The sequence below is a fragment of the Pontibacter sp. Tf4 genome (genome assembly GCF_014212495.1).
Lineage (GTDB): Bacteria > Bacteroidota > Bacteroidia > Cytophagales > Hymenobacteraceae > Pontibacter.
The window spans coordinates 69369-91467 of sequence record NZ_JACKZC010000002.1 but is presented as its reverse complement, the minus strand read 5'-3'; the positions used below and the strand labels follow the sequence as shown (position 1 = coordinate 91467).

General features: G+C 48.8%; 19 protein-coding genes. 14 read left to right on the top strand and 5 right to left on the bottom strand.

Going from position 1 to position 22099, the window contains the following annotated elements; all coding sequences use genetic code 11:
* Nucleotides 1-444: 444 nt before the first annotated feature.
* From ligA to dapA, 5 genes are all read left to right on the top strand, one after another.
* Nucleotides 445-2454, top strand: coding sequence for an NAD-dependent DNA ligase LigA (gene ligA / locus H7F15_RS03295; protein ID WP_185195538.1), 2010 nt, complete (start codon nucleotides 445-447; stop codon nucleotides 2452-2454).
* Nucleotides 2455-2809: 355 nt separating this feature from the next.
* On the top strand, nucleotides 2810-3865 hold the full coding sequence (locus H7F15_RS03290; protein ID WP_185195537.1) for a sensor histidine kinase: 1056 nt from the start codon (nucleotides 2810-2812) through the stop codon (nucleotides 3863-3865).
* Complete coding sequence (locus tag H7F15_RS03285; protein ID WP_185195536.1) at nucleotides 3862-4596, top strand: LytTR family DNA-binding domain-containing protein; 735 nt, start codon at nucleotides 3862-3864, stop codon at nucleotides 4594-4596. The genes H7F15_RS03290 and H7F15_RS03285 overlap by 4 nt, the downstream gene beginning before the upstream one ends.
* Nucleotides 4597-5206: 610 nt before the next feature.
* Nucleotides 5207-5815: a hypothetical protein gene (locus H7F15_RS03280; protein ID WP_185195535.1), complete on the top strand. Its 609-nt coding sequence runs from the start codon at nucleotides 5207-5209 to the stop codon at nucleotides 5813-5815.
* Between the two features lie 689 nt (nucleotides 5816-6504).
* Nucleotides 6505-7374 (top strand): 4-hydroxy-tetrahydrodipicolinate synthase, encoded by an 870-nt coding sequence (gene dapA, locus H7F15_RS03275; RefSeq protein WP_185195534.1) that lies wholly within the window; start codon nucleotides 6505-6507, stop codon nucleotides 7372-7374.
* Between the two features lie 266 nt (nucleotides 7375-7640).
* On the opposite strand, the gene H7F15_RS03270 is transcribed toward dapA, so the two are convergent.
* From H7F15_RS03270 to H7F15_RS03260, 3 genes are all read right to left on the bottom strand, one after another.
* Nucleotides 7641-8216: an SRPBCC family protein gene (locus H7F15_RS03270; protein WP_185195533.1), complete on the bottom strand. Its 576-nt coding sequence runs from the start codon at nucleotides 8214-8216 to the stop codon at nucleotides 7641-7643.
* 162 nt (nucleotides 8217-8378) lie between these two features.
* On the bottom strand, nucleotides 8379-8939 hold the full coding sequence (locus H7F15_RS03265) for a hypothetical protein (RefSeq protein ID WP_185195532.1): 561 nt from the start codon (nucleotides 8937-8939) through the stop codon (nucleotides 8379-8381).
* Nucleotides 8940-9004: 65 nt separating this feature from the next.
* Entirely contained in the window at nucleotides 9005-9703 is a 699-nt protein-coding gene (locus H7F15_RS03260) for a hypothetical protein (RefSeq protein ID WP_185195531.1), read from the bottom strand.
* A gap of 145 nt (nucleotides 9704-9848) precedes the next feature.
* Between H7F15_RS03260 and H7F15_RS03255 the strand changes: the two genes are divergently transcribed.
* From H7F15_RS03255 to H7F15_RS03240, 4 genes are all read left to right on the top strand, one after another.
* Entirely contained in the window at nucleotides 9849-10502 is a 654-nt protein-coding gene (locus H7F15_RS03255; RefSeq protein ID WP_185195530.1) for a hypothetical protein, read from the top strand.
* A gap of 12 nt (nucleotides 10503-10514) precedes the next feature.
* Nucleotides 10515-10739, top strand: coding sequence for a hypothetical protein (locus H7F15_RS03250; protein WP_185195529.1), 225 nt, complete (start codon nucleotides 10515-10517; stop codon nucleotides 10737-10739).
* 183 nt (nucleotides 10740-10922) lie between these two features.
* Nucleotides 10923-12299 carry an NAD(P)/FAD-dependent oxidoreductase gene (locus tag H7F15_RS03245; protein ID WP_185195528.1) on the top strand — a complete coding sequence of 459 codons (1377 nt, stop codon included), beginning with the start codon at nucleotides 10923-10925 and terminating at the stop codon, nucleotides 12297-12299.
* A 3-nt stretch (nucleotides 12300-12302) separates the two neighbouring features.
* Entirely contained in the window at nucleotides 12303-13622 is a 1320-nt protein-coding gene (locus H7F15_RS03240; RefSeq protein ID WP_185195527.1) for a 4Fe-4S dicluster domain-containing protein, read from the top strand.
* Nucleotides 13623-14745: 1123 nt separating this feature from the next.
* On the opposite strand, the gene H7F15_RS03235 is transcribed toward H7F15_RS03240, so the two are convergent.
* Complete coding sequence (locus H7F15_RS03235) at nucleotides 14746-14991, bottom strand: hypothetical protein (RefSeq protein ID WP_163914518.1); 246 nt, start codon at nucleotides 14989-14991, stop codon at nucleotides 14746-14748.
* Nucleotides 14992-15371: 380 nt separating this feature from the next.
* On the opposite strand from H7F15_RS03235, the gene H7F15_RS03230 reads away from it, so the two are divergent.
* A complete protein-coding gene (locus H7F15_RS03230; protein WP_185195526.1) occupies nucleotides 15372-16067 on the top strand; it encodes an NAD-dependent deacylase in 696 nt (231 codons plus the stop codon).
* Here the strand turns inward: H7F15_RS03230 and H7F15_RS03225 are convergent, their stop codons facing one another.
* Entirely contained in the window at nucleotides 16068-17138 is a 1071-nt protein-coding gene (locus H7F15_RS03225; RefSeq protein ID WP_185195525.1) for an o-succinylbenzoate synthase, read from the bottom strand. It abuts the gene before it with no gap.
* 121 nt (nucleotides 17139-17259) lie between these two features.
* Here H7F15_RS03225 and egtB point away from each other — a divergent pair, with 121 nt between their 5' ends.
* The 4 genes from egtB (at nucleotide 17260) to H7F15_RS03205 (ending at nucleotide 22051) form a co-directional block, all read left to right on the top strand.
* Nucleotides 17260-18525: an ergothioneine biosynthesis protein EgtB gene (gene egtB / locus H7F15_RS03220; protein ID WP_185195524.1), complete on the top strand. Its 1266-nt coding sequence runs from the start codon at nucleotides 17260-17262 to the stop codon at nucleotides 18523-18525.
* Nucleotides 18526-18531: 6 nt separating this feature from the next.
* Nucleotides 18532-19539, top strand: a complete 1008-nt coding sequence (gene egtD, locus H7F15_RS03215; protein WP_185195523.1) for an L-histidine N(alpha)-methyltransferase — start codon at nucleotides 18532-18534, stop codon at nucleotides 19537-19539.
* Complete coding sequence (locus H7F15_RS03210) at nucleotides 19536-20645, top strand: aminotransferase class I/II-fold pyridoxal phosphate-dependent enzyme (protein WP_185195522.1); 1110 nt, start codon at nucleotides 19536-19538, stop codon at nucleotides 20643-20645. Before egtD ends, H7F15_RS03210 begins: the two co-directional genes overlap by 4 nt.
* Nucleotides 20646-20707: 62 nt before the next feature.
* Nucleotides 20708-22051: an MATE family efflux transporter gene (locus H7F15_RS03205; protein WP_185195521.1), complete on the top strand. Its 1344-nt coding sequence runs from the start codon at nucleotides 20708-20710 to the stop codon at nucleotides 22049-22051.
* Nucleotides 22052-22099: the final 48 nt, after the last annotated feature.

The following is a 22099-nucleotide window of genomic DNA, read 5'->3' as shown; positions in this document are numbered from 1 at the left end:
AGCTAACTATAAAACAGTAGGCTATTAGAGCTCCCAGGATTAGAAGCAGCTATAGAACTATGGCTTGGTTCCAGCAGTAGGCAAAGGAAACTATAGCAGGATAGCTTATCGAACTATAGGTCATATAAGATGTCTCGGCTTCGCTCGACATGACAGTATTCGTTCAGGATGACAAAGAAGCAACTATAGTCTGAGATAGATTTCTCACTCTGTTCGAAATGACAATAATGGAAACTATAAGATACATAAGACCCTCAACTATGCTCGGGATGACAACTATGACTTGAAACGATACTCAAAATGACAAAAGCGTTATATATCGTCTAATTACAACTGCAACTATAGCCAACCCTAAAACACGAACCTATCATTCAAACCAATCACAAATCCCTTTGCGCGCTACTGCGGTTTTAGATATTTTTACGGGAAGTATAAACCTGACCTATGACAGCACCGCACGAGATAGCCGCCGAAGTAAAGCAACTCACCGACCGCCTGAATTACCTGAACTACCAATATTACCAGAACAGCGTTTCAGAAGTATCAGACTTTGAGTTTGACATGATGCTGAAACGCCTGCAGGAACTGGAAGAACAACACCCGGAACTGCGCCTGCCCAACTCCCCTACGCAACGGGTAGGCGGCACCATCACCAAAAGCTTTAAAACGGTATACCACCGTTACCCGATGCTCTCGCTGAGCAATACGTACTCCGAAGCCGACCTGCGTGAATTTGATAACCGTGTGCGCAAAGCCATCGGACACGAAGTGGAATATGTGTGCGAGCAGAAATTTGACGGTGTGGCCATCAGCCTGACTTACGAAAATGGCATACTGGTGCAGGGCGCTACCCGCGGCGATGGTACCCGCGGCGATGACATTACTGGCAACGTGCGCACCATCCGCGATATTCCGTTGCAGGCACACGGGCAAGGGTTTCCGGAACTGTTTGAAGTGCGTGGCGAAGTATTTTTACCGTTTCAGGTATTTGAGCAGCTGAACCAGGAGCGCGAAGAAGCCGGCGAACAGCTACTGGCCAACCCTAGAAATGCCGCATCAGGTACTTTAAAACAGCAGGACTCCAGCATTGTGGCCAGCCGCAAACTGGGCTGCTTCTCCTATAGTTTCCATAGTTCGCCATTACCGTTCGACTCTCACTCCGAGAGCCTGGAAGCCATACAGAAATGGGGTTTTAAAGTATCGGATACCTGGCGCAAATGCAGCTCTATAGACAAGGTACTGGAGTACATCAACGAATGGGAAACCCGGCGCGACGAACTGCCTATAGCCACCGACGGTGTGGTGGTGAAAGTGAACAGTTATGCGTTGCAGGAAGAACTGGGATTTACGGCCAAAAGCCCGCGCTGGGCAATAGCATATAAGTACCCGGCAATGAGCGCTACCACCAAACTACAGGGCATACAGTACCAGGTAGGCCGCACCGGAGCGGTAACGCCGGTGGCTTTGCTTAACCCGGTACTACTGGCCGGAACAGTGGTAAAACGCGCATCGGTACACAACGCCAACGAGATACAGCGACTGGACCTGCGCCTGGGCGATACGGTATTTGTAGAGAAAGGCGGCGAGATCATTCCTAAAATTACAGGAGTTGATTTTGAGAAACGCCCTGCCGACAGCCAGCCCATTATTTACCCGACCCACTGCCCTGCCTGCGGTACGCCGCTGGTACGCGTGGAAGGCGAAGCACAGTTTTATTGCCCCAACGAGAAAGGCTGTGAGCCGCAGATACTGGCCAAGCTGGAGCATTTTATCACCCGCAAAGCCATGAACGTGGATGAGCTGGGACCCAAAACGCTGGAGCAACTATACAAAGCCGGTTATGTGCGCAACGTAGCCGACCTGTACGACCTGACTCTGGAGCAGTTAGCCGGTCTGGAACGCATGGGCGAAAAATCGGCTACCAACATACTAAACAGCCTGGCCAAGTCGAAGGAGACGCCGTTTGAGCGGGTGCTTTTTGCCTTAGGAATACGTTTTGTGGGCAGCACGGTCGCCAAAAAGCTGGCCGACCATTTTACGGATCTGGCAGCCCTGCGCGGTGCCACCTTTGAGGAGCTTATCTCGGTAAATGAAATTGGCGAGCGCATTGCCAGCTCTATTCAGGAATATTTTGCCGACCCGGAACATACAGTGCTGCTGGAAAGATTACAGGCTGCGGGGCTGCAGTTTAAGTCCGAAAAAGTGGCGCCCGAAATGCAGAGCGATAAGCTGGAAGGTAAAACCTTTGTAATCTCAGGAGTATTCTCGACCATGAGCCGCGCCGAACTGCAGCAGCTTATAGTTAGCCACGGCGGCAAAATTGTAAGCTCTATCTCGGCTAAACTCAACTACCTGGTTGCCGGCGAAAAAATGGGGCCTGCCAAACTCGAAAAAGCTACCAAATTAGGTATCACCATTCTCACGGAAGACGAGTTTCTGAAGATGCTGCAATAAAATAAAGGAGCGCCGCCTGCAAAACAGACGGCGCTCCTCACTAAAACAAACAACAAACATTCTGGGCATGCGCTTTCCAGAAATTTAACTGCAGTAATTCCGTAAGCGGCATGTAGTACAAATAAATCAACAACTTTATAATTCCAAAATACATTATACCAACCGCCCCAAACTATAGACAAACCCTGCTTTTAGGTCGCTATAGTTCGGCGCTGGCCCGGAAAGCGGCTTATCTTTTTATTCGCTGGCTTGGTAGTCTTTTTATGGGCGCTGGCCGATTTGGGCTTATACTGTATTTATTTTGATTATCTTTAAGTTACACAACTATAACCTGTAAAATATCAGCACTTACACCATGTCGTCGCTTGTGTTTCCGGCTGCCACTATAAAAAAGCGCTACCAGATAGCGTTGCATGTGCTGGCGTGGCTGGCTTTTAGTACATGGGTGTTGTATTACATAAACGGCACCAAAGCACTTACGCCGCACCGGGTGCTGGATGTGCTGGTAGGCCTGGCATTCTGGCTGCTTATTTTTTACATAAACTGGTACTACCTTATCCCGAAGTACCTGGCCCGCAACCGGTTAATGCTATACATTGTAAATGTGCTGGTGCTGCTGTTGCTTTATGGCCTGGTTAAATCGCCGATGGACTACTATGTTTTCCGGGAGTTTAACCCCAAAATGGAAGCGGTGTATACATCGGAGCGGATGCTGCAGTATGGCCTTGGCGGGCTGATGCTGATCTTTATAAGTTCGGGCCTGAAAGTAACAGGCAACTATATCCGCAACGAGCGCCGCAACAAGGAGCTGGAGAACCAGAAACTGGTGGCCGAGCTGGCCTTCCTGAAATCGCAGGTGAACCCACACTTTTTGTTTAACACACTAAACAACATTTACTCCCTGGCCTACAAACAGCACCCCGAAACGCCGGATGCCATTATGAAGCTCTCGCTGCTGATGCGCTACATGCTGTACGAAAGCAACGACACGCTGGTGTGCCTGGATAAGGAAGTAGAGCACATCAACAACTTTATAGACCTGCAGAAACTGCGCCTGCGCGAACAGACCAGCATTAAATTTAACATTGAGGGCGATATAGAAGGCAAACAGATTGCCCCGATGCTGATGATGACGCTGGTAGAGAATGCCTTTAAGCACGGCCTGGTGAGCAAGAACGAGATCGGTATTCTGATAAACCTGGCGGTGAGCGATAAATTCCTGCTGTTCAGTACAGTAAACAATAGCAGCACCCACAAAAAGCGCGAGTTTGGCGGCATCGGTCTCGAAAACCTGAAACAGCGTTTAAAACTGCTGTACCCCAACCAGCACAAATTAACCTTCGAAGAAAAGGATGGCGTTTTTTATGCCACCATGAAACTATACTTCCACCAAAACACACCTAAACTATGAACATCCGCTGCATCGCCGTTGACGACGAACCGCTCGCGTTAGACATCCTGGAAAGCTACATCAGCAAGCTGCCTTATTTACAACTGGTAAAAACCTGCTCCAGCGCCACCGAGGCCATGCAAGTGCTGCAGGAAGAACAGGTAGACCTCATGTTTCTGGACATTGAGATGCCCGAGCTGACCGGTATCCAGTTCCTAAACATCCTTAAAAACCAGCCCCTGGTAATTTTTACCACCGCCTACCCCGAGTATGCCATGGAAGGGTTTAACCACGATGCTGTAGACTACCTGCTCAAACCTATCCCCTTCGACCGTTTCCTGAAGGCCGTTACCAAAGCGCAGGAGCGCCTGCAGCAACGTCACCCGAAACAGGCAGAGCAAACTATAGTTAACCATGCAGCCGCACCCGAGCAGGAGTTCATGTTCGTGAAGGCCGACTATAAAACTATACGCGTTGATTTCAAGGACATTCTCTGGATAGAAGGCCTGAAGGATTACGTGATCATCCAGACCAAAGACCAGAAGATCATCACGCTGCTATCGATGAACAAGATGATGGAGAAACTGCCGGAGTCGAAGTTCCTGCGTGTGCACCGCTCCTTTATAGTTGCCCTGCAAAAGATCGACAGCATCGAGAAAAGCCGCATCCGCATCGGCCAGAAAGAAATCCCGATCGGTGAAGTGTACAAAGACCAGTTCCTGAAGTGGGTGGAAGAGAATAATATAATGTAATGAGTAATGAAAATGGATAGACGCCCTCGCTGCGTATTTTAACTAGCATGTGCTGAGTCGGCTAATATAGTTATTGGTGAAAACACCAAACATAGCTAAAAAACTCTCTTAAAAATGATTCTATTTCTCGATACGCTCTATTTTGCATGTTGCAATTTTTACAGGAAGAAAGAACCTAACATGTTTAAAGCAAGTGGTCTGATTTTAATGGCGCTTGTTTTTATGTGCAATTCGCTTTTTGTATTATTCCTTATTCAGGAGAACAGCTTAACTTTTAAAAACAACGAGCTGTATGATATGCGATATTACACCGTATCAGGCATGATGTTACTCCTGATTGGTCTATTCTACTTTAGGTACTTTAGGTTCATAGGTTATGATATAGTGTACAGTAAGATAAACTCATTGGGTATTACAAGAAAAAACACACTTTACCTTTTTGCAATAATCTATATTATAGCTTCATTCATATCATGCATCGGGTATGCCATTTGGATTGGCAGTAATTGAAAGTTTAAGGCAAAATATAGCTGTTGGTATAAATGTCAACAATGGCTTAACGGGTAATGATTAATGAGTACATTTTCGGAGCGCTTCAAAATATTTTGTAATGTATAGAACTATAGCTGTAGTTTCCCTGATAACGCTGTTTATCTATTTCCCGAAACAATTACAAGCTCAGCAACAGGATAAGATTACGCCTTTGCACAAATTCTTCCAGGCAAACTATGACAGCACATTAATCTATCATAACTGGTCAAGTTGGTACAATGCGCCAAACTATATTATTATAGCCAAGCAGAAGCAGAATGTATATCTTTTTACCTATACAAGCCCTTATAAAAGGCTACAAGGCAGACCAATACCGGGCGATCTTAAGAACCTGTACTTAGAAGAAGAAACTAAATTCCAGAAAACTGTTCCAAATGCAAACCGCTATTTATTGGCGCAAAATTTAAAGCAGGCAGAACTGCAAAACTATTGGCAGCAATTAAACGCGCAGCAACTATGGAATATCAAAAGCAATAAAGGGGAATCGGCAAATAATTGCATGATTGAGGATGGGGATGAAAACACCTTCTATTTCATAAGTAAAAACGGAATCAAAATAGCTGAATTTTATGCTCCAACATTTTATGAGGAATGTGCAGGAGAAAATTCTGACAGGCAGAAAGCTATAAATGTGATTGAAGTTTTAGTTGGTGCTTTAAATAACTAATACCAATTTAATCAATCAAATATTATTGCCCTTGTACGTAGCATACACCAACTCGTGAGATACAATTTAATTAAATTCCATGTGGGATAAGATTCTTACTATTCAGAAACTAAAAACCTGGGATAAAGCCTCTTTGATAATTTATTTTATTTTTTCGTTAGTAATAGCAATAATATTTCTTTTAGTAAATAATCTTAAAGAGAAGGCCGCTACTATCTTTATTTATACTGCTTCTACCCAATTCTTTTTATATTACTTCAACTATAGATCATTAAGAAATTTTAAGGTGTATTTAATATGGATGGGTATCTCCCTCCTACATTTACTATTATACTTTATTATAATTGAGTCACAATATTTCGAACTTATAAGCTCTCAATTATTTGTTGGCTTAAGAAATACGGTACTTATTTTATTATTATTTCAGGTATTACAAATTATAGCTATTCTATTCATAGGAAAGCCTCTGGTTGTGCCCGGAAAAGGAAGGAGGATGGATAGTTTTGGAGAAAGAAAAGCACATTATATTGAATATTTATTTGCTTTCGTTTTCATAATAGCTTTTTGTTATTTACATATGATATAACAAGAACTCTCTGACACAAACTGAAAGAATTAATACGCTTTTTAGTCCAAACGTTGCACAAACCAATACATAATCAGAACTTCGTAGTTCTTACTTTAAATAGATGATTCAGGAAAGATTAAAAGGAACGGGCGTAGCGTTGGTAACGCCTTTTACAAAAGACCTGGCTGTAGACTATAACGGCCTTGCCAAGCTGCTGGACTTTGTGCTGGATGGCGGCGTAGATTACCTGGTAATTAATGGTACCACTGCCGAGTCGGTGACCACTACCGCCGAAGAAAAGAAACAGCTGCTGCAAACTATAAAACAACACGTAAACGGGCGCGTACCGCTTGTATATGGCCTTGGTGGCAACAATACGCAGGAATTGCTTAACAGCTTTGCCACAACAGACCTGAATGGTATTGATGCTATCCTGTCGGTGAGCCCATACTATAACAAGCCGTCGCAGCAGGGTATTTACCAGCATTACGTGGCTATTGCCGATGCCTCGCCGGTGCCGGTTATTCTGTATAACGTGCCCGGCCGCACAGGCAGCAACGTTACCGCCGAAACTACTTTAAAGCTGGCTGCTCATCCTAACATTCTCGCTATTAAAGAAGCATCGGGCAACCTGGAGCAGTGCATGGCCATCGCCAAACACAAACCAGCCGACTTCCTGCTGATCTCCGGCGACGACCTGCTGACAATACCTATGATCTCGATAGGAGCCGTTGGTGTTATTTCGGTACTGGCCAATGCTTTCCCGGAGAAATTCAGCAACATGATACGCCACAGCCTGAACGGTGAAGCCGCAAAAGCCACACAACTGCTTTACGATTTTGTTGACATTAACCCGCTGATGTACGAAGAAGGCAACCCGGTTGGCGTAAAAGCCCTGCTCGAGCGTTTCGGGGTGTGTGAGGCTGCCGTACGTTTGCCGCTGGTTGAAGCCACAGCAGGCCTACGCGACAGACTGTACAAACTGATCTAACCTATAGTTAAACTATAAAAGAAAAGCCAGGTTCATCGCCTGGCTTTTTTGTTTGCGAACGACAGGGCTCCTTGCCCTCAGTCAGGTTCCGCGAGTGTGCGCTAAATGTGTCGCCCCGCCATGTCAACTAAACTATAGTTATACTTCAGAATAATCAGGTCCTGATAAACTATGGATCACACGGCCAGAGTCCGCTTGTAATTCACACTCAAGGGTCGCGAGCGAGGGCTTGAATACATTTTCACGGTACCAAGGGCAAACTATAGTTAATGGCCGTGGCCGGCGTGATCATTTTGCTGTGCTGCCGGTTGCGCTTCCACGATCTGTTTGATGTTGTTCAGGCCACGCTCAAAATCAGCGCCTACGTACTTATCCAGAAACAGCAGCCCAAAGTACTTGTTAACCGGGTTCATGCCCAGCTCCGACTCCATGGCCCAGGTAATACGCGTGCCGCCTGCAGTTTCATCAAACGTATAGGTAGTAGTGGCCGTGTTGCTCGGGCCAAACTTCATCTCGGCATCAATCAGCTTATAAGGTTCTGTTTTAACGATCTTGAATTCGCCGTCGCCCACATCGGGGTGTTTGCTGAACCAATTGTAGCTGGCGCCCGCACCGCCGTCCGGGCCGCTGTAAGTTAGCAGCATGTGCGGGTCTATGCCATGCCACGGCGACCATCGTTCCCAGTTGCGCAGCGTGTTTACCTGCTCAAAGGCAGTTCCGGCCGGGGCAGCCACTTCAATAGAGCGCTCTACTCTTAGTTTAGAGGAAATGAACAGCGAGCCAACTGCCAGCAGTATTACCAGACCGAGCAAGGTCAGTCCGATCTTTTTTAACAATTTCATGTAGGTAAGGTGTTAGGGTGTATAGTCAAATATAAATATAGTTGCCAGTCCACACAATAGCTGGAAAATAAAAAAGCCGCGACAGTTGCCGCGGCCTTTTCTCAGATGGAAATTCTATACTAATGTACCTTCCTTTATACGGCAAGGTTGCAGTTTGGTAACTTAATACCTGTTAAATCTGTCCGGCCTGTCATCGTAGTCGCCGCGGTTGGTATAATCGGAGCTACCATAGTGGTCGTCGCCAAAATCACGGAACTCGTCTACGCTGCCATACGAGGCATCGTGTCGGTAGCCGTGGTTGCCGCGGCTGTCAAAGTTACGGTACATGTCGCCTTCCTCAGGGTTGTCATAGTTCGGGTTGTAGCCTAAACTATAGTTGTAGCGCTGGCGTCCGTAATATGGGCCTTCCTGCAATGGCATCGGCTTAATGCTTTCCAGTTCATCGTCGGTGCCATGGTACAGGCCATAGTCCTGGTGGCGCGGCTGCCCGGAGTAGTTGGCAATGTCATACATGGCGTTATAGTAATCGTCCTGCGTGGCATGGTAGTTTCCTTCCTGGCGGTGCCTGCCCTGTTGCCAGTCGTCACGGTCCTGCGGCGCTCTGTACCGGTCTCCGGGCTCGTGTTCGCTTCTTCTGTAGGGCTCGTTGTATTGGTTATAGTTGTTGCCACGGCTATAGTGGCGGTCATTATCTCTATAGTTCATTTCTTCTCTCTGTCTCATAGCTATCATCTTAAAATAAGCGGCACAGGCACATTTGCTGCACCTGCGCCTTATAGTTGTTTGGATTATCTGTCACGGTCGCTACGGCGTCCCCGGCCACGGCCGTAATTCTGCTGCTGGTTCTGTTCGCCACGCCAGCGGTCTAAGTTGCTATAGTAACGGCCTTCGCCAAAGTGATCTGCGCCATCAGTATAGTTGCGGCCGGCAAAGCCACCACTGTAATCGTTGTCATAGCGCGGGTCAAACTGTTCATAGCGTCTGTAGGATTCTATATCTCCCATTGATGAATGGCCGCTATAGTCGTCACGGTTGCCACGGCTTACTTCATGTCCGAAGCGCTCATCAGCCAGTCCATAGCGGCTGCGTGGGGTGTGCTGTTCGCGGTAGTCGCTGTAGTCGCGGTTGCTGTAGTCGGCGCGGGCATCGTAGTGGCGGCCGGAGTTGTACCGGTTCTGCGGCGTGTAGGTCATGCCATATATATTATCATCGGTACTCTGGCCACGGCCGGCAAAGTCCTCGCCCATGTACTGCGCACCACCTGCCTGGAAGCGCCCCTGCGGGTAATGGTACCCCTGGTCGTCGTTCGAATTGAACGATGCACTGTCCATGTAATCTACATCGTATTCGCCGCGCCCGCTGTTAAAATGAGAATCTACGGTATAGTTGCCGCGGTCTGAGTTTTCGCCGTGATGGTGGCGGTGCAGCCAGCGCGCGTTGGTATCTGTCTGGTTGTTTCGGAAGTCGTTTTCTTGTCTGTTTCTCATAGCTGTAGGTTAAATTGTTCGTTTTGTTGTACGGCAGCTTTACCGGATTGGATTAGTTTGCGACCACATCCCGATTTTGCAATTACCTTAACCATAGCCGGTTTAAGCCGTTATAAAAGGTATTAACAATCAAATTGATAAAGCTATGGAAGGAAACGATTGGTATAATAAGGGTTACACCGATTACCGCAACCATTTCCGCGGCGACCAGCGCCCGGTTGACGAGGATGTATACAGAGGGGCCTACCGTTTTGATAACACCAGCCCGCAACATAACGAAACCACCTACAACGGATTTGACCGCCGCGGAGAGCGCTATGATAATGCCGGAAACTACGACAGGAGGCAGGAAAACCGCGACACCGGTCAGTACGCAAACTATAACGACAACCGTAACAACTACCGCGAAAACGACTGGGACCGTAACCGCATGCAGAACCGCAACCAACGGCCTCACCCACGCGGCTACTGGATGGACGAGGAAACCCAGCAACCGGTGAGCCTTTACCGCTCTACCCACATCAGCGGAAACTTTGAGGATAACTATGGCCGCGACCCTTATAACAACTATAGCGATAACCAGAACTATGGCAACATGGCTGGCTCGCTGAGCGCAGGCTACGATGGCAATTACAATGCTGATTTTAATGAGTTACGTTACTATGATCCGCTGACCGGCCACCGCCGAAGCTACCATGGTAACTATACCAGCCGCCACCCCGAGCCTGGCAACCAAATTACCCGCCACGACCCGGACAGAGATTACCGGGACGATTATGAGCGGTTTTATCAACGTTAAAACAAACCAGTTATGAACACAAACGATAGAAAAAACGACAAACTTCAGAACGAAGACCTGAACAAGGGGAATAAAGTACCAAACATCCACCCTATCGGCCAGCAGGAGAACGTGAACAATGATCGAATTATGAAAGGCAAAGCCAGTGGTGCACCATCGCAGAAAAGCGGTAGCCGCGGCAGTGCCGATGTGCAGGACGGCGGCACCGATATTGGCAGCAGCGCCGGCAGCCACTAAACATAAAAAATAAACTATAAACAAAAGACCGGACCCATGCGCCGGTCTTTTTTATTTCTCTGTTTAAACTATACAACCAATAAACTATAAGCTATACAAACCCTGCGCTGCTTGCGTAAACCTTAGCGTTTAACACTGCTTTGCGCATTTTAGCTTATATTTGAGTAAACAGCACCTAACCCCATGAAGGCAGATCAGCATGTAGTAGTTATCGGGAACGGGATAGCCGGCATCACCCTGGCTCAGCGCCTGCGTGCACGCGCCAAGTGCCGCATTACCGTTATCTCTGCCGAGTCTGCTACCCATTTTTCGCGCCCTGCCCTGATGTACGTGTACATGGGCCACCTGCGACAGCAGGATATCATTCCATACGCCGACTGGTACTGGAAAGAGCAAAACATAACGCTGCTGCACGACCATGTTGAGAAAATAGACACTGATAAAAAGGAACTGCAACTGCAGAAAGGGCAGTCAATAAGCTATGATATACTGGTGCTGGCAATCGGCTCCTCGGCGGTTTACTACAACTGGCCCGGCCAGCAATTGAAAGGCGTGCAGGCGCTGGTAACCTGGCAGGACCTGGAACTGATGCAGCAGCAAACTATAGGCATAAAGCAGGCAACTATAGTTGGCGGCGGATTGATCGGGGTTGAGATGGCAGAGATGCTCCAAAGCAAAGGCATAGAAGTGACCATGCTGGTGCGGGAGCCGCTTTACTGGCGCAGCAATTTACCACAGCAGGAAGCCCAACTGGTAACCCAGCACATTCAGCAGTGCGGTATAAACCTCCTTCTGCAGGACGAATTAGCAGAGATTCTGGGAGATACAGATGGCCGGGTAAGTGCTGTAAAAACCAAGACCGGCGCAGAATTACCCTGCCAGTTTGCAGGTATCGCGACAGGCGTAAAGCCAAACATATCCCTTTCAAAAAACACTGCTATTGAGACAGATAAAGGCATTTTGGTAAACTATTTATTCCAGACAAGTTGTAAGGACATTTATGCCATCGGCGACTGCGCCCAGTTCCGGGAACCCGCTCCCGGAGAGCCAGCGCTGGAGCAACTTTGGTACACCGGCCGGCAACACGGCGAAGCACTGGCTGCCATCCTCTGCGGCGGTGGCACTCCTTACAAGCGTGGCCCCTGGTTTAACTCTGCCAAGTTCTTCAACATCGAGTACCAGACCTACGGCTTCGTTCCCCGCGACTGGGACGAGCAACACTATAGTTCCCTGTATTGGGAGCACCCAGGCAAAACCAAAGCCATCCGCCTGTTTTACAATCTCAGGAACAGCCAATTGGTAGGCATTAACCTGCTGGGTGTACGTTACCGCCACGACCTTTGCCACCATTGGCTGAGATCAAACTATACTATACACCATGTGATGCAGGAACTTACGGCGGCCAACTTCGATGCAGAGTTTTTCCAGCGCTACGAACCCGAACTCCTGCGGCAGTATTACCAGCAGTTCCCGGAGCAGCAGGCACCGGCCAAACAACATGCCTGGTGGCAGCTGCGCCATCGTTTCTCCCTTTTCTCAACCACACCCGACAACTGCTGACCTATGCACCGCAAGCTAAATTCATACTTCATCTACACCGGCTATACCCTGCTGGCCGTCAGCATCCTATGCCTTATTACTTGCATAGTTGCCTACCCCTATACCGATCCTGTACTCTGGGGTTGGAGCGGCATTGGCTTGCTTATAGTTGGCAGCTTATGCGTTATAGTTCCGGACCGGTTGCAGGCACACGTGGCACAGCAAAATAACCAGCTCTGGCAACAGGATGCTACCTCGCGTGGCTGGTCGGCGTGGCTGCTGGGCGTAGTTCTGACGGGCTTTTATGTGCTTTTGTACTGGTTCCCAGAAACCCTGCAGGGCCTTATTCTTGCTTTCGAACCGCTTAGCCAGTGGCTGCGCAATAAACCATCGGACCATTGGTTTGTGTATGGGGCACTGTATACCCTGGCTGTACTGCTGATGGGAGTTTACGCCCTGCTCAAATACCGCAACAACCGCTACCACCTTATCCGTACCTGCTCGGTGATATTTTTCCAGTTGGGCTTTGCTTTTCTGTTGCCTGGCCTGCTTTTGGCATTTAACCAGCCGGAGTTTTATTTCAGCTATTTCTGGCCACTCAAATACGACTACCTTTTTCCGGGCACCGTGGGGTATCTGATAGACAATGGTGCCGCGTTGGGCGTATTTATGGTGTTCTGGGGTGCTGTTATATCTTTTATAGCCACGCCGGTACTTACTTATTTTTACGGCAAGCGCTGGTATTGCTCCTGGGTGTGCGGCTGCGGCGGCCTCGCCGAAACCGCCGGCGACCCATACCGCCATCTCTCCGACAATAGCCGCAAAGCCTGGCAATGGGAAGTTGCCATCATCTATCCTATCCTGGGGTTTGTGATCATTACCACGCTCCTGCTCTGGGCTAATTCCTGGTCGGGTGGCACGCTGTTCGGCGATTTATCCGGTGGCTTTTCGAGCGCCTATGGATTTTTTATCGGCTCTATTTTTTCCGGGGTAGTTGGTGTGGGCTTTTACCCTATTCTTGGTAACCGGGTGTGGTGCCGTTTCGGTTGCCCGATGGCGGCTTACCTGGGCCTGCTGCAAAAGCATTTCTCGCGGTTCCGTATCACAACTAACGGCGGTCAGTGTATTTCATGTGGCAACTGCTCTACGTATTGCGAAATGGGAATCGATGTCCGCTGGTACGCTCAACAAGGCGAACCGATCATCCGCTCGTCGTGTGTGGGTTGTGGTATTTGCGCGCATGTTTGTCCCAGAGGTGTTTTAAAGCTGGAGAATGGACCGAGGGAAAACCGGTATGCTGGTACTACGCTTATCAACCGTGATGCTGTAAATATTCTGTCGTAGTATTTTCTTTAGTAAGTTATCCCCTTTCCCGTTGAATGCTATAGTTCTATAGTTAGCTTTTGTGCAATCGGATGCTGCGCGAGCATTCTGCTAGTGACTTACAATGGTGTTTAGTCTCCTGACTAAACTGGCCCGGCAGGGACAGGCTTACCAGTAACCCTGGCTCTGGCTATAGTTTCTCTAATTGTCATGTCGAGCGCAGCCGAGTGACCTTATGTATCCTATAGTTCATTTCCTCTCTTTTGTCATTTCGAACTTAGTGAGAAATCTATCTCAGCCTGTAGTTTGTAATGACCTAGCAGTGTGCGCAGCTCCTGCTAGCGTCTGGTGCTATAGTTAACTATAGTTGCAACTTGAAACGAGTCGTTGTTCTATAGCATCTTCCAATCCTGGGAGCTCTAATTACCTATAGTTCTATAGTTAGCCTGGCTCCCTCTGAGGCCGGGAGGCCCCGTCTTCGGGCATCGCGCGGTGCCAGCTTCCCGCGCTCCTACGTCGCGCTGCCTATCGGCACCGGAACCTGCCAAGGCGCTCAACCCAAAGACTGAGATCTTTCGATAGCTAAGCTATATCTATAGTTGTCTATACTTGCTCTTAGCTTGAGCAGATCGGTTTTTCTCGTGGTTGTAGTTCCGTAGGGACAGGTAAACCTGCCCTGTTCGTGGTCTGTACCTATAGAACTATAGCTTGAGAAAGGGTAACGGCAGAGATTGTCCCCTTGAGGGGACTACAGGGGTGTTAAAGCATTACATATGAAACTATGGCCTGAATTATAGCAAAAGCACGAATCCTGAAAATCCTCTCATCACCATTAATCCCAGTTCAGACATTTCTGTCTCTAACGAGCCAGTTGAGTTACAAACTCAACACCATAGTTAGGCACGGGTTACAAACCCGCGCCAGCAAAAACGGGCAACTATAAAACTATAGCCAAAGCCCTAATCCTGAAAATTCCATAATCATGTAAATCCCCTAATCCTGTAAATCCTGATTCAAACAATCTCCCTCTCCTGTTTTTAGGAGAGGGCTGGGGTGAGGTAAACAAACAAAAAACGACAGCTTTGGGAGCTGTCGTTGTGATATTTTTCTAAAACTAACTGTAAGAGATCGGAGGCGAAATAGGTTACTGCAGTTCTTCCTGTTCCATGTATTCCCACATGGCATCTTCGCTGGCGCCGGTTTTAGCGGCATAGATCAGCATGGTGGTGTATACCCCTATCAGCAGGAAGCTTAGCGGGATCGAAAATACAAAAGATACAATAAGCGTTTTAACCGGGTCGGCTTTGGATTTCATTTTGGTAGAAGCGTACCAGAAGAACAACACATTAAAAACACCGGATAACGCTACAAAGTTAAGAAGATCTAACATCGGCTAAAAGTTTTGTTTACAGTAGAAAACCAAATAGTATGCCAGCTTAAACCGTTCTTTTGCAAGTATAATTCCATAAGTGGCAATCTCATTTCAGGCTTCAATTTATCTTTAAAAGATTACAATTCCTTTTAATTGAAGTAATGCAATTTAATCGGCTGTTTTTTAAAACACAAATTAAATATTGAAATATTTATAAACATTCACAACTAACTATATTTGCCTGAAACTATACTTATAAGCGTTTTTGCCGCTATAATTGCCCGGGAAAGTATTTTAAAAACCTTATCCCTGCATAGTTATATCAGGTAGCAGGGTGCTGCCGTATAACCTGTTTGCAGACTATACACATTAAACTATAACCAACTGATCCTTAACCGATGGAGAAAAAACTGGTGGTCCTGACTGGGGCCGGCATCAGTGCTGAAAGTGGCATTGCTACCTTCCGGGATGCGAACGGCCTTTGGGAAGGATACGATGTTATGGAAGTGGCTTCGCCGCAGGGCTGGCGCAAAAACCCGGAACTGGTACTGGACTTTTATAACCAGCGCCGTAAGAATGCAGCAGATGTAAAACCAAACGCCGGCCATACCCTTCTGGCCGAACTGGAAAAGCACTTTGATGTGCGCATCATTACCCAGAACGTAGATGACCTGCACGAGCGGGCGGGCTCTACAAATGTAATTCACCTGCATGGCAAACTGTTCGAGAGCCGCAGCACCCTGGACGAAAAACTGGTGTACCCCATTACCGGCTGGGAACTGAAGAAAGGTGATAAATGTGAGCGCGGCTCGCAGCTACGACCCAACATTGTGTGGTTCGGGGAGCCGGTGCCACTCATGGAGAAAGCCATAGAAGAAACCCTGCAGGCCGATATCTTTCTGGTAGTAGGCACCTCGCTGGTGGTTTACCCGGCAGCCGGGCTCGTGGATCTGGTGCCCGAAGATGTGCCCGTATTTGTGGTTGACCCGAACCTGCCCCAGATGCGCAAGCGGCCTAACCTGTATTTAATAGAAGATAAAGCCAGCACCGGCATGGCCCAGGTAAAACAGATCCTGCTGGAAAAGTACCTGTAACTATAGTTCGCCCCAACGCTGCCCCTCCTTATACCAGAGCTGCCCCTGTGCTATCTGCAATGGCGAGGCAATGTTGTTGTGGTACAGTTGCCCGGTGCCCAGTCCCTGCGGCATGTCCAGGCTATAGTTGGCAGTAAACTGACTGATGGCATTCAATCCGATATTTGATTCAAGCGCAGAGGTCATCCACCAGCCTATCCTATAGTTTTCGGCTAAGTTTATCCAGTCTGCGCTGGCCTGCAGCCCGCCTACTAAAGTCGGTTTTAAGATGATATATTGCGGTTTTATAGTTTCCAGCAGCTGCTGATGTTCCTGTAGTTGCTGTACGCCTATCAGTTCCTCGTCCAGGGCAATGGGGATGGGTGTGTAGCTGCAAAGTTCGGCCATTTGCTGCCACTGCCCCTGCTTTATAGGTTGCTCTATGCTATGGATGTCGTATTTAGCGAGGCGCTCCAGCTTTTTGAAAGCCTCCTGCGGAGCGAAGGCACCATTGGCATCTACCCGAATGGTTAGCTCTGAAGCCGGAGCAGTTTCGCGTATCTGCTGCAACAATTCCAGTTCGGTTGTAAAGTCCAGGCTCCCGATCTTCAGTTTCAGGCAACTATAGCCTTGCGCCAGTTTCTGGGTTATCTGCTCTTGCATAAAAGCCTTCTCTCCCATCCACACCAGCCCGTTGATTGGAATGCCAGCTTTACCGGCACTGAAATCATTCTGAAAGATAACTTTGCTGCCGCCGTTCTGCAGGTCCAGCCAGGCCGTTTCTATGGCAAACCGGATGGCAGGCCACTCTTGTAGTTCGAGCCGGGTGATAACTTCGTTTAAATTTATAGTTAAGAGCTGCAGTTGGTTGAGTTGGCGGCTTACCTGTTCCAGCTTTTGCACCAGATCCGGGCGATGGTCGATGCTTAAACCGGCCAAAGGAGCACATTCTCCTACACCTACCAATTCGGGCGTGCCTGATTGCCATAGTTTTATATAGTATACCTGGTGCTCCGAAATGGCGCCACGCGACGTACGGGCATCAAATTTAAAATGCAATGTATGCGGTATAACGGAGCATTGTAAGGCCATAACAGGACAGGTTGTTTGATACAAATATCGTATTTCCATTCAGAAATAGTGCCTTTGCTGCGGTTTTTACGTACATCTAACTCCGGTGGGTATACAAAACAGCCTGCCCGGCACCCAACAAATGAAACAAACCATCACCGACCTGACCAGCACCCTCCAGCGGTTTACTACCATACGCACCCAGACCGAAACCATCTGCAGGCCCCTGGAGCCCGAAGATACCGTGGTGCAACCTATAGTAGATGTAAGCCCTCCGAAATGGCACATGGCACATACAACGTGGTTTTTCGAGGAATTTGTGCTGAAGCCGTACCTACCCGGCTATAAGCTGTTCCACCCGAACTATAGTTTCCTGTTCAATTCTTATTATAACAGCGTAGGCAACCGCGTGCAGCGCCACGAACGCAGCACCCTTACACGGCCTCCGCTCCGCGACATCTATAGTTACCGGGCTTATGTAAACGAGCATATGCAAAAGCTGCTTCAAAACCCGGACGATGCTATAGTTGGTGCCATGCTACATGTACTGGAATTAGGGCTTCAGCACGAACAACAGCACCAGGAGCTCCTGCTCACCGACATCAAATACATTCTCAGCACCAACCCGCTGTTGCCAGCCTATACACCTGCGCCAGCTCAAACTATAGTTAAGGCTGTGCCTGCAACTTATTCAGAGGTACCAGGCGGTATTTACCAGATCGGCTACCAGGGCAATGAGTTTTGTTTTGATAACGAACTGGGCGTGCACGAAGTGCTGATACAGGACCTGCAGGTAATGAACCGGCTGGTGACCAATGCAGAATACCTTGCATTTATGGAGGATGGCGGCTACACGGATTTCAGGCACTGGCTGGATGAGGGCTTTGCAATGGTAAAAACGCAGCAACTACAGGCCCCGCTATACTGGGTAAAACAGGACAACACCTGGAAGCGCTTTACCCTGCACGGCCTGCAGGATGTAAACCCCAACGACCCGGTCACCCACATCAGTTTTTACGAAGCAGATGCCTATGCCAACTGGGCCGGCAAACGCTTACTGACCGAGTTTGAATGGGAAGCCACCACCCAGGCCTACCCACCCGCCAAAGGCAATTTTGCAGACAAAGCCATTTCAGAACCGCAGCCCGCGGACCCAACTATAGACGGTATGCAGCAACTATACGGCGATGCCTGGGAATGGACCTATAGTGCCTACCATCCGTACCCGGGTTTCTCGAAAGCGGAAGGAGCGCTGGGCGAATACAACGGCAAATTTATGATAAACCAGATGGTGCTGCGCGGCGGCTCCTATGCCACCCCTTCTAACCACATCCGAACCACGTACCGTAACTTTTTCCACCCGGATAAGCGGTGGCAGTTCAACGGTATCAGACTGGCAAACAGATAAAACTACATGACGACTTCTACCCTTCCTATAACTGACCTCAGCATACAACATGCTGAAAACCTACAGCAGAATTTATTTTTACAGGATGTGATACAGGGCCTCAGCCAGCCGGTAAAGCACCTCTCCTCCCGTTACTTTTATGATGCAGCAGGAAGCAGGCTTTTCCAGCAGATCATGCATTTGCCGGAGTATTACCTGACCCGTGCTGAGCACGAATTGCTGAAGACCCATGGCGCAACTATAGCTTCGGCTTTCGCAGCCAACGGCCCTTTCTGCCTGATAGACCTGGGTGCCGGCGATGCTCTGAAAACGAAAACGTTGCTACACGAGCTGCTTGGCAGGCAGGCTGAATTTGAATACGTGCCGGTAGATATTTCGGGAGATGCCATAACCGGACTGCTGGAAACGCTTCACCAGGAAATGCCCGGTTTAAAAGTACACGGCGTAGTCGGCGATTATTCTACGGCTTTAGACTGGCTAAACAAAAATAAACCCGGCAGAAAAGTGTTGCTGTTCTTAGGCTCCAACATCGGCAATTTTACCACACAGGAACAGGAAGATTTTATACAGCAGCTCCGCAGCTACATGCAGCAACAGGATATGCTGCTGATGGGCATTGACCTGCACAAAGACCCGGATACAATCCTGAGCGCGTATAACGATGCTGCAGGCGTAACAGCAGCCTTTAACCTGAACCTGCTCCACCGCATTAACCGGGAACTGGGCGGCAATATCCCCGTTGATAATTTCAGGCATTTTGCTTTGTACGACCCGCAGGAAGGCGTTATGCGAAGTTATCTTGTAAGCCAGGCAGCGCAAACTATAACTTTACAGGCCGCTCCCGGGCAAACATTTCATCTACAGCCCTGGGAAGCCATTCATACCGAAAATTCCTGCAAGTTTACTTTAGCACAGGCTGAGCAATTAGGCGCCCGCCATGGGCTGCGTGTAAAATCTGTTTTTCAGGATAAAAAGAAATACTTTGCAGATATTTTATACCAGCCTGAACAATGACCGAACTGAACCTTGCTTCCGGAGCAAGCTACTTTAGAAGCCCTGCTGTTGCTATTGCCGCTGCCATTTCCGCCCTGCACCAGGGCAAAACCTACTATGGCCCCGCAGCAGGCAGCCCGGAATTACGCCAGGCCATAGCAGACCGTTACCAGCACGATGGCATAAAAGTAAAGCCAGAGCAGGTAGTAGTGACGCCAGGCACCAAACAGGCACTTTTCAACTTGTTTTCCGTGCTCCTGCGCGAGGGCGACGAAGTGGTGATACCCACGCCGGCCTGGTTCGGCTTTTATGAACTGCTGAAGTACACCAAAGGCAAACTGGTAACAATTGAAACCACACCCCAGCACAACTATAGCCTGGATGCCCAACAAGTACGAAAGGCACTGACCTCTAAAAGCAGGATCTTACTTTTAACCAACCCTGCCAACCCTACCGGCCGTATCTATACCAAACCTGAAGTAGAAGCTATGCTCGCCCTGCTGCAGGATTACCCGGACCTTTACCTGATAAGCGATGAAATATATGACCTTGATACTTACGGCAAGCCTTTTACTTCTGCCCTTGCCTGCCAGGGGCCGCCGGAAAGAACGATAGTTGTCAACGGCTTCTCTAAGAACTTTGCCATGTCAGGCTGGCGCATCGGGTATATGGTGGGGCCGGAAACTATAGTTGCAAAGTGCACCGATTTCCAGTCCAGTACTTTTTCGGGTGTGAGCATGTTTATACAGGATGCCGCCCTGGCCACGCTGCAACAGCAACAAAACGCCCTCTACCCCATGCTACCCGTTCTTACCCGGCACCGGCAGCTCATGAAGGCCGGCCTCGAAGCCATTCCGCATGTGCGCTTTATGGAGCCCGATGGCGCCTATTACTTTTTCCCGGACCTGAGCTACTACATTGGCAGCAAAACACCGGCAGGCAAAACCATTGCAACCACCGCCGACCTGGTACATTACCTGCAGCAGGACTATCAGCTTATAGTTGCCAACGGCGACCTGTTTGGCGGCAAGGGCCATGTGCGCATGTCGTTTGCCGTAGAAGAGCAAGAACTGGTACTGGCCCTGGGACGCTTACAGAAAGCCCTGCAGCAACTAATAGTGGCGTAATTAAACTATAGCATGGGCATCCGGTAAAAAACTGCTAATTTTGCAGGCCTTTCCCGATTACTATGGATACCGCCACTTACAAGGAACATTTCGCCAAAAACTTTTCACTCGCTTACCCGGTAGTGCTCAGCCAGTTAGGCCACATTATGGTAAGTGTGTTCGATAGTTTGATGGTGGGGCAGATCGGTACCATTCCGCTGGCAGCTGCTTCGCTGGGCAACAGTATCTTTATGATCGTGATGGTGTTCGGGATGGGCGTTTCGTTCAGTATAACACCGCTTATCGCCGCTGCCGAAGGCCGCCGTAACTATACGCGCATCTCGCTGCTGCTGCTCAACGGCCTGATCTCCAACTTCCTGCTGGGCATATTGCTGTTTATAGCCGGTTACTTTCTGTCGCCCTACATTAACCTGCTCAATCAGCCGGAAGATGTCGTAAAACTGGCGATCCCGTACGTAAATATCCTGTTCCTTTCGATGGTGCCGCTCATGTTGTTCCAGGCATTTAAGCAATTTGCCGAGGGGCTTTCGTTCACCAAGCAATCCATGTACATCACCATAGGCGCCAACCTGCTCAATATTTTCCTGAACTATGTGCTGATCTGGGGTAAGCTGGGCTTTCCGGAGTTAGGAATGCTGGGCGCGGCCTGGGCTACTTTTATCTCGCGGGTTATTATGGCCCTGATGATGGCTGCCTGGGTACTGTATGCGAAGCGGTTCGAGGTGTTCCGCCATTTCCTGCGCTGGCGCCACCTCTCGTTCCTGCACATGTACCGCATCTTTAAACTGGGCCTTCCTATTTCCGGGCAGATGATCTTTGAAATGGGCGCTTTCAGCTTTTCGGCGATCATGATCGGGTGGCTGGGCGCCAAACAACTGGCAGCACACCAGATAGCGATAAACGTGGCCTCGGTAACCTACATGATGGCAAGCGGCATAGCGGCGGCAGCAACTATACGGGTGGGTAACCAGAAGGGCCTGGGCAACTATAGGGCTATGCGCATGGCTGGCAACAGCAGCTTTGCCATGGGCGTACTGTTCATGCTTGTCAGTGGCCTGCTGATGGTGGCCGCCAAAGATATCATCCCGGCTCTGTACATTGATGACCCGGAAGTGATTCAGGTTGCCTCTACTTTGCTGATCATTGCGGCACTATTCCAGATCTCGGATGGTGTGCAGGTAGTGGGCCTGGGCGCTTTACGCGGACTGGAAGATGTGCGCATCCCGGGAGTTATCTCGCTGGTAGCGTATTGGGTATTTGGCCTGCCGGTGGGCTATGTGCTTGGGTTTAAGCTGGGTTTTGGAGTAAACGGAGTCTGGCTTGGGTTGCTGGCAGGTTTGTCGGTTGCTGCTTTATTGCTATTTTTACGCTTCAAAAAGCTTAGTTCCCAGGTAGTTACCACATAAAGTACAATGTACTGGCACTTTCTGCGCTAAGCTGCTGTTAAGCAGACG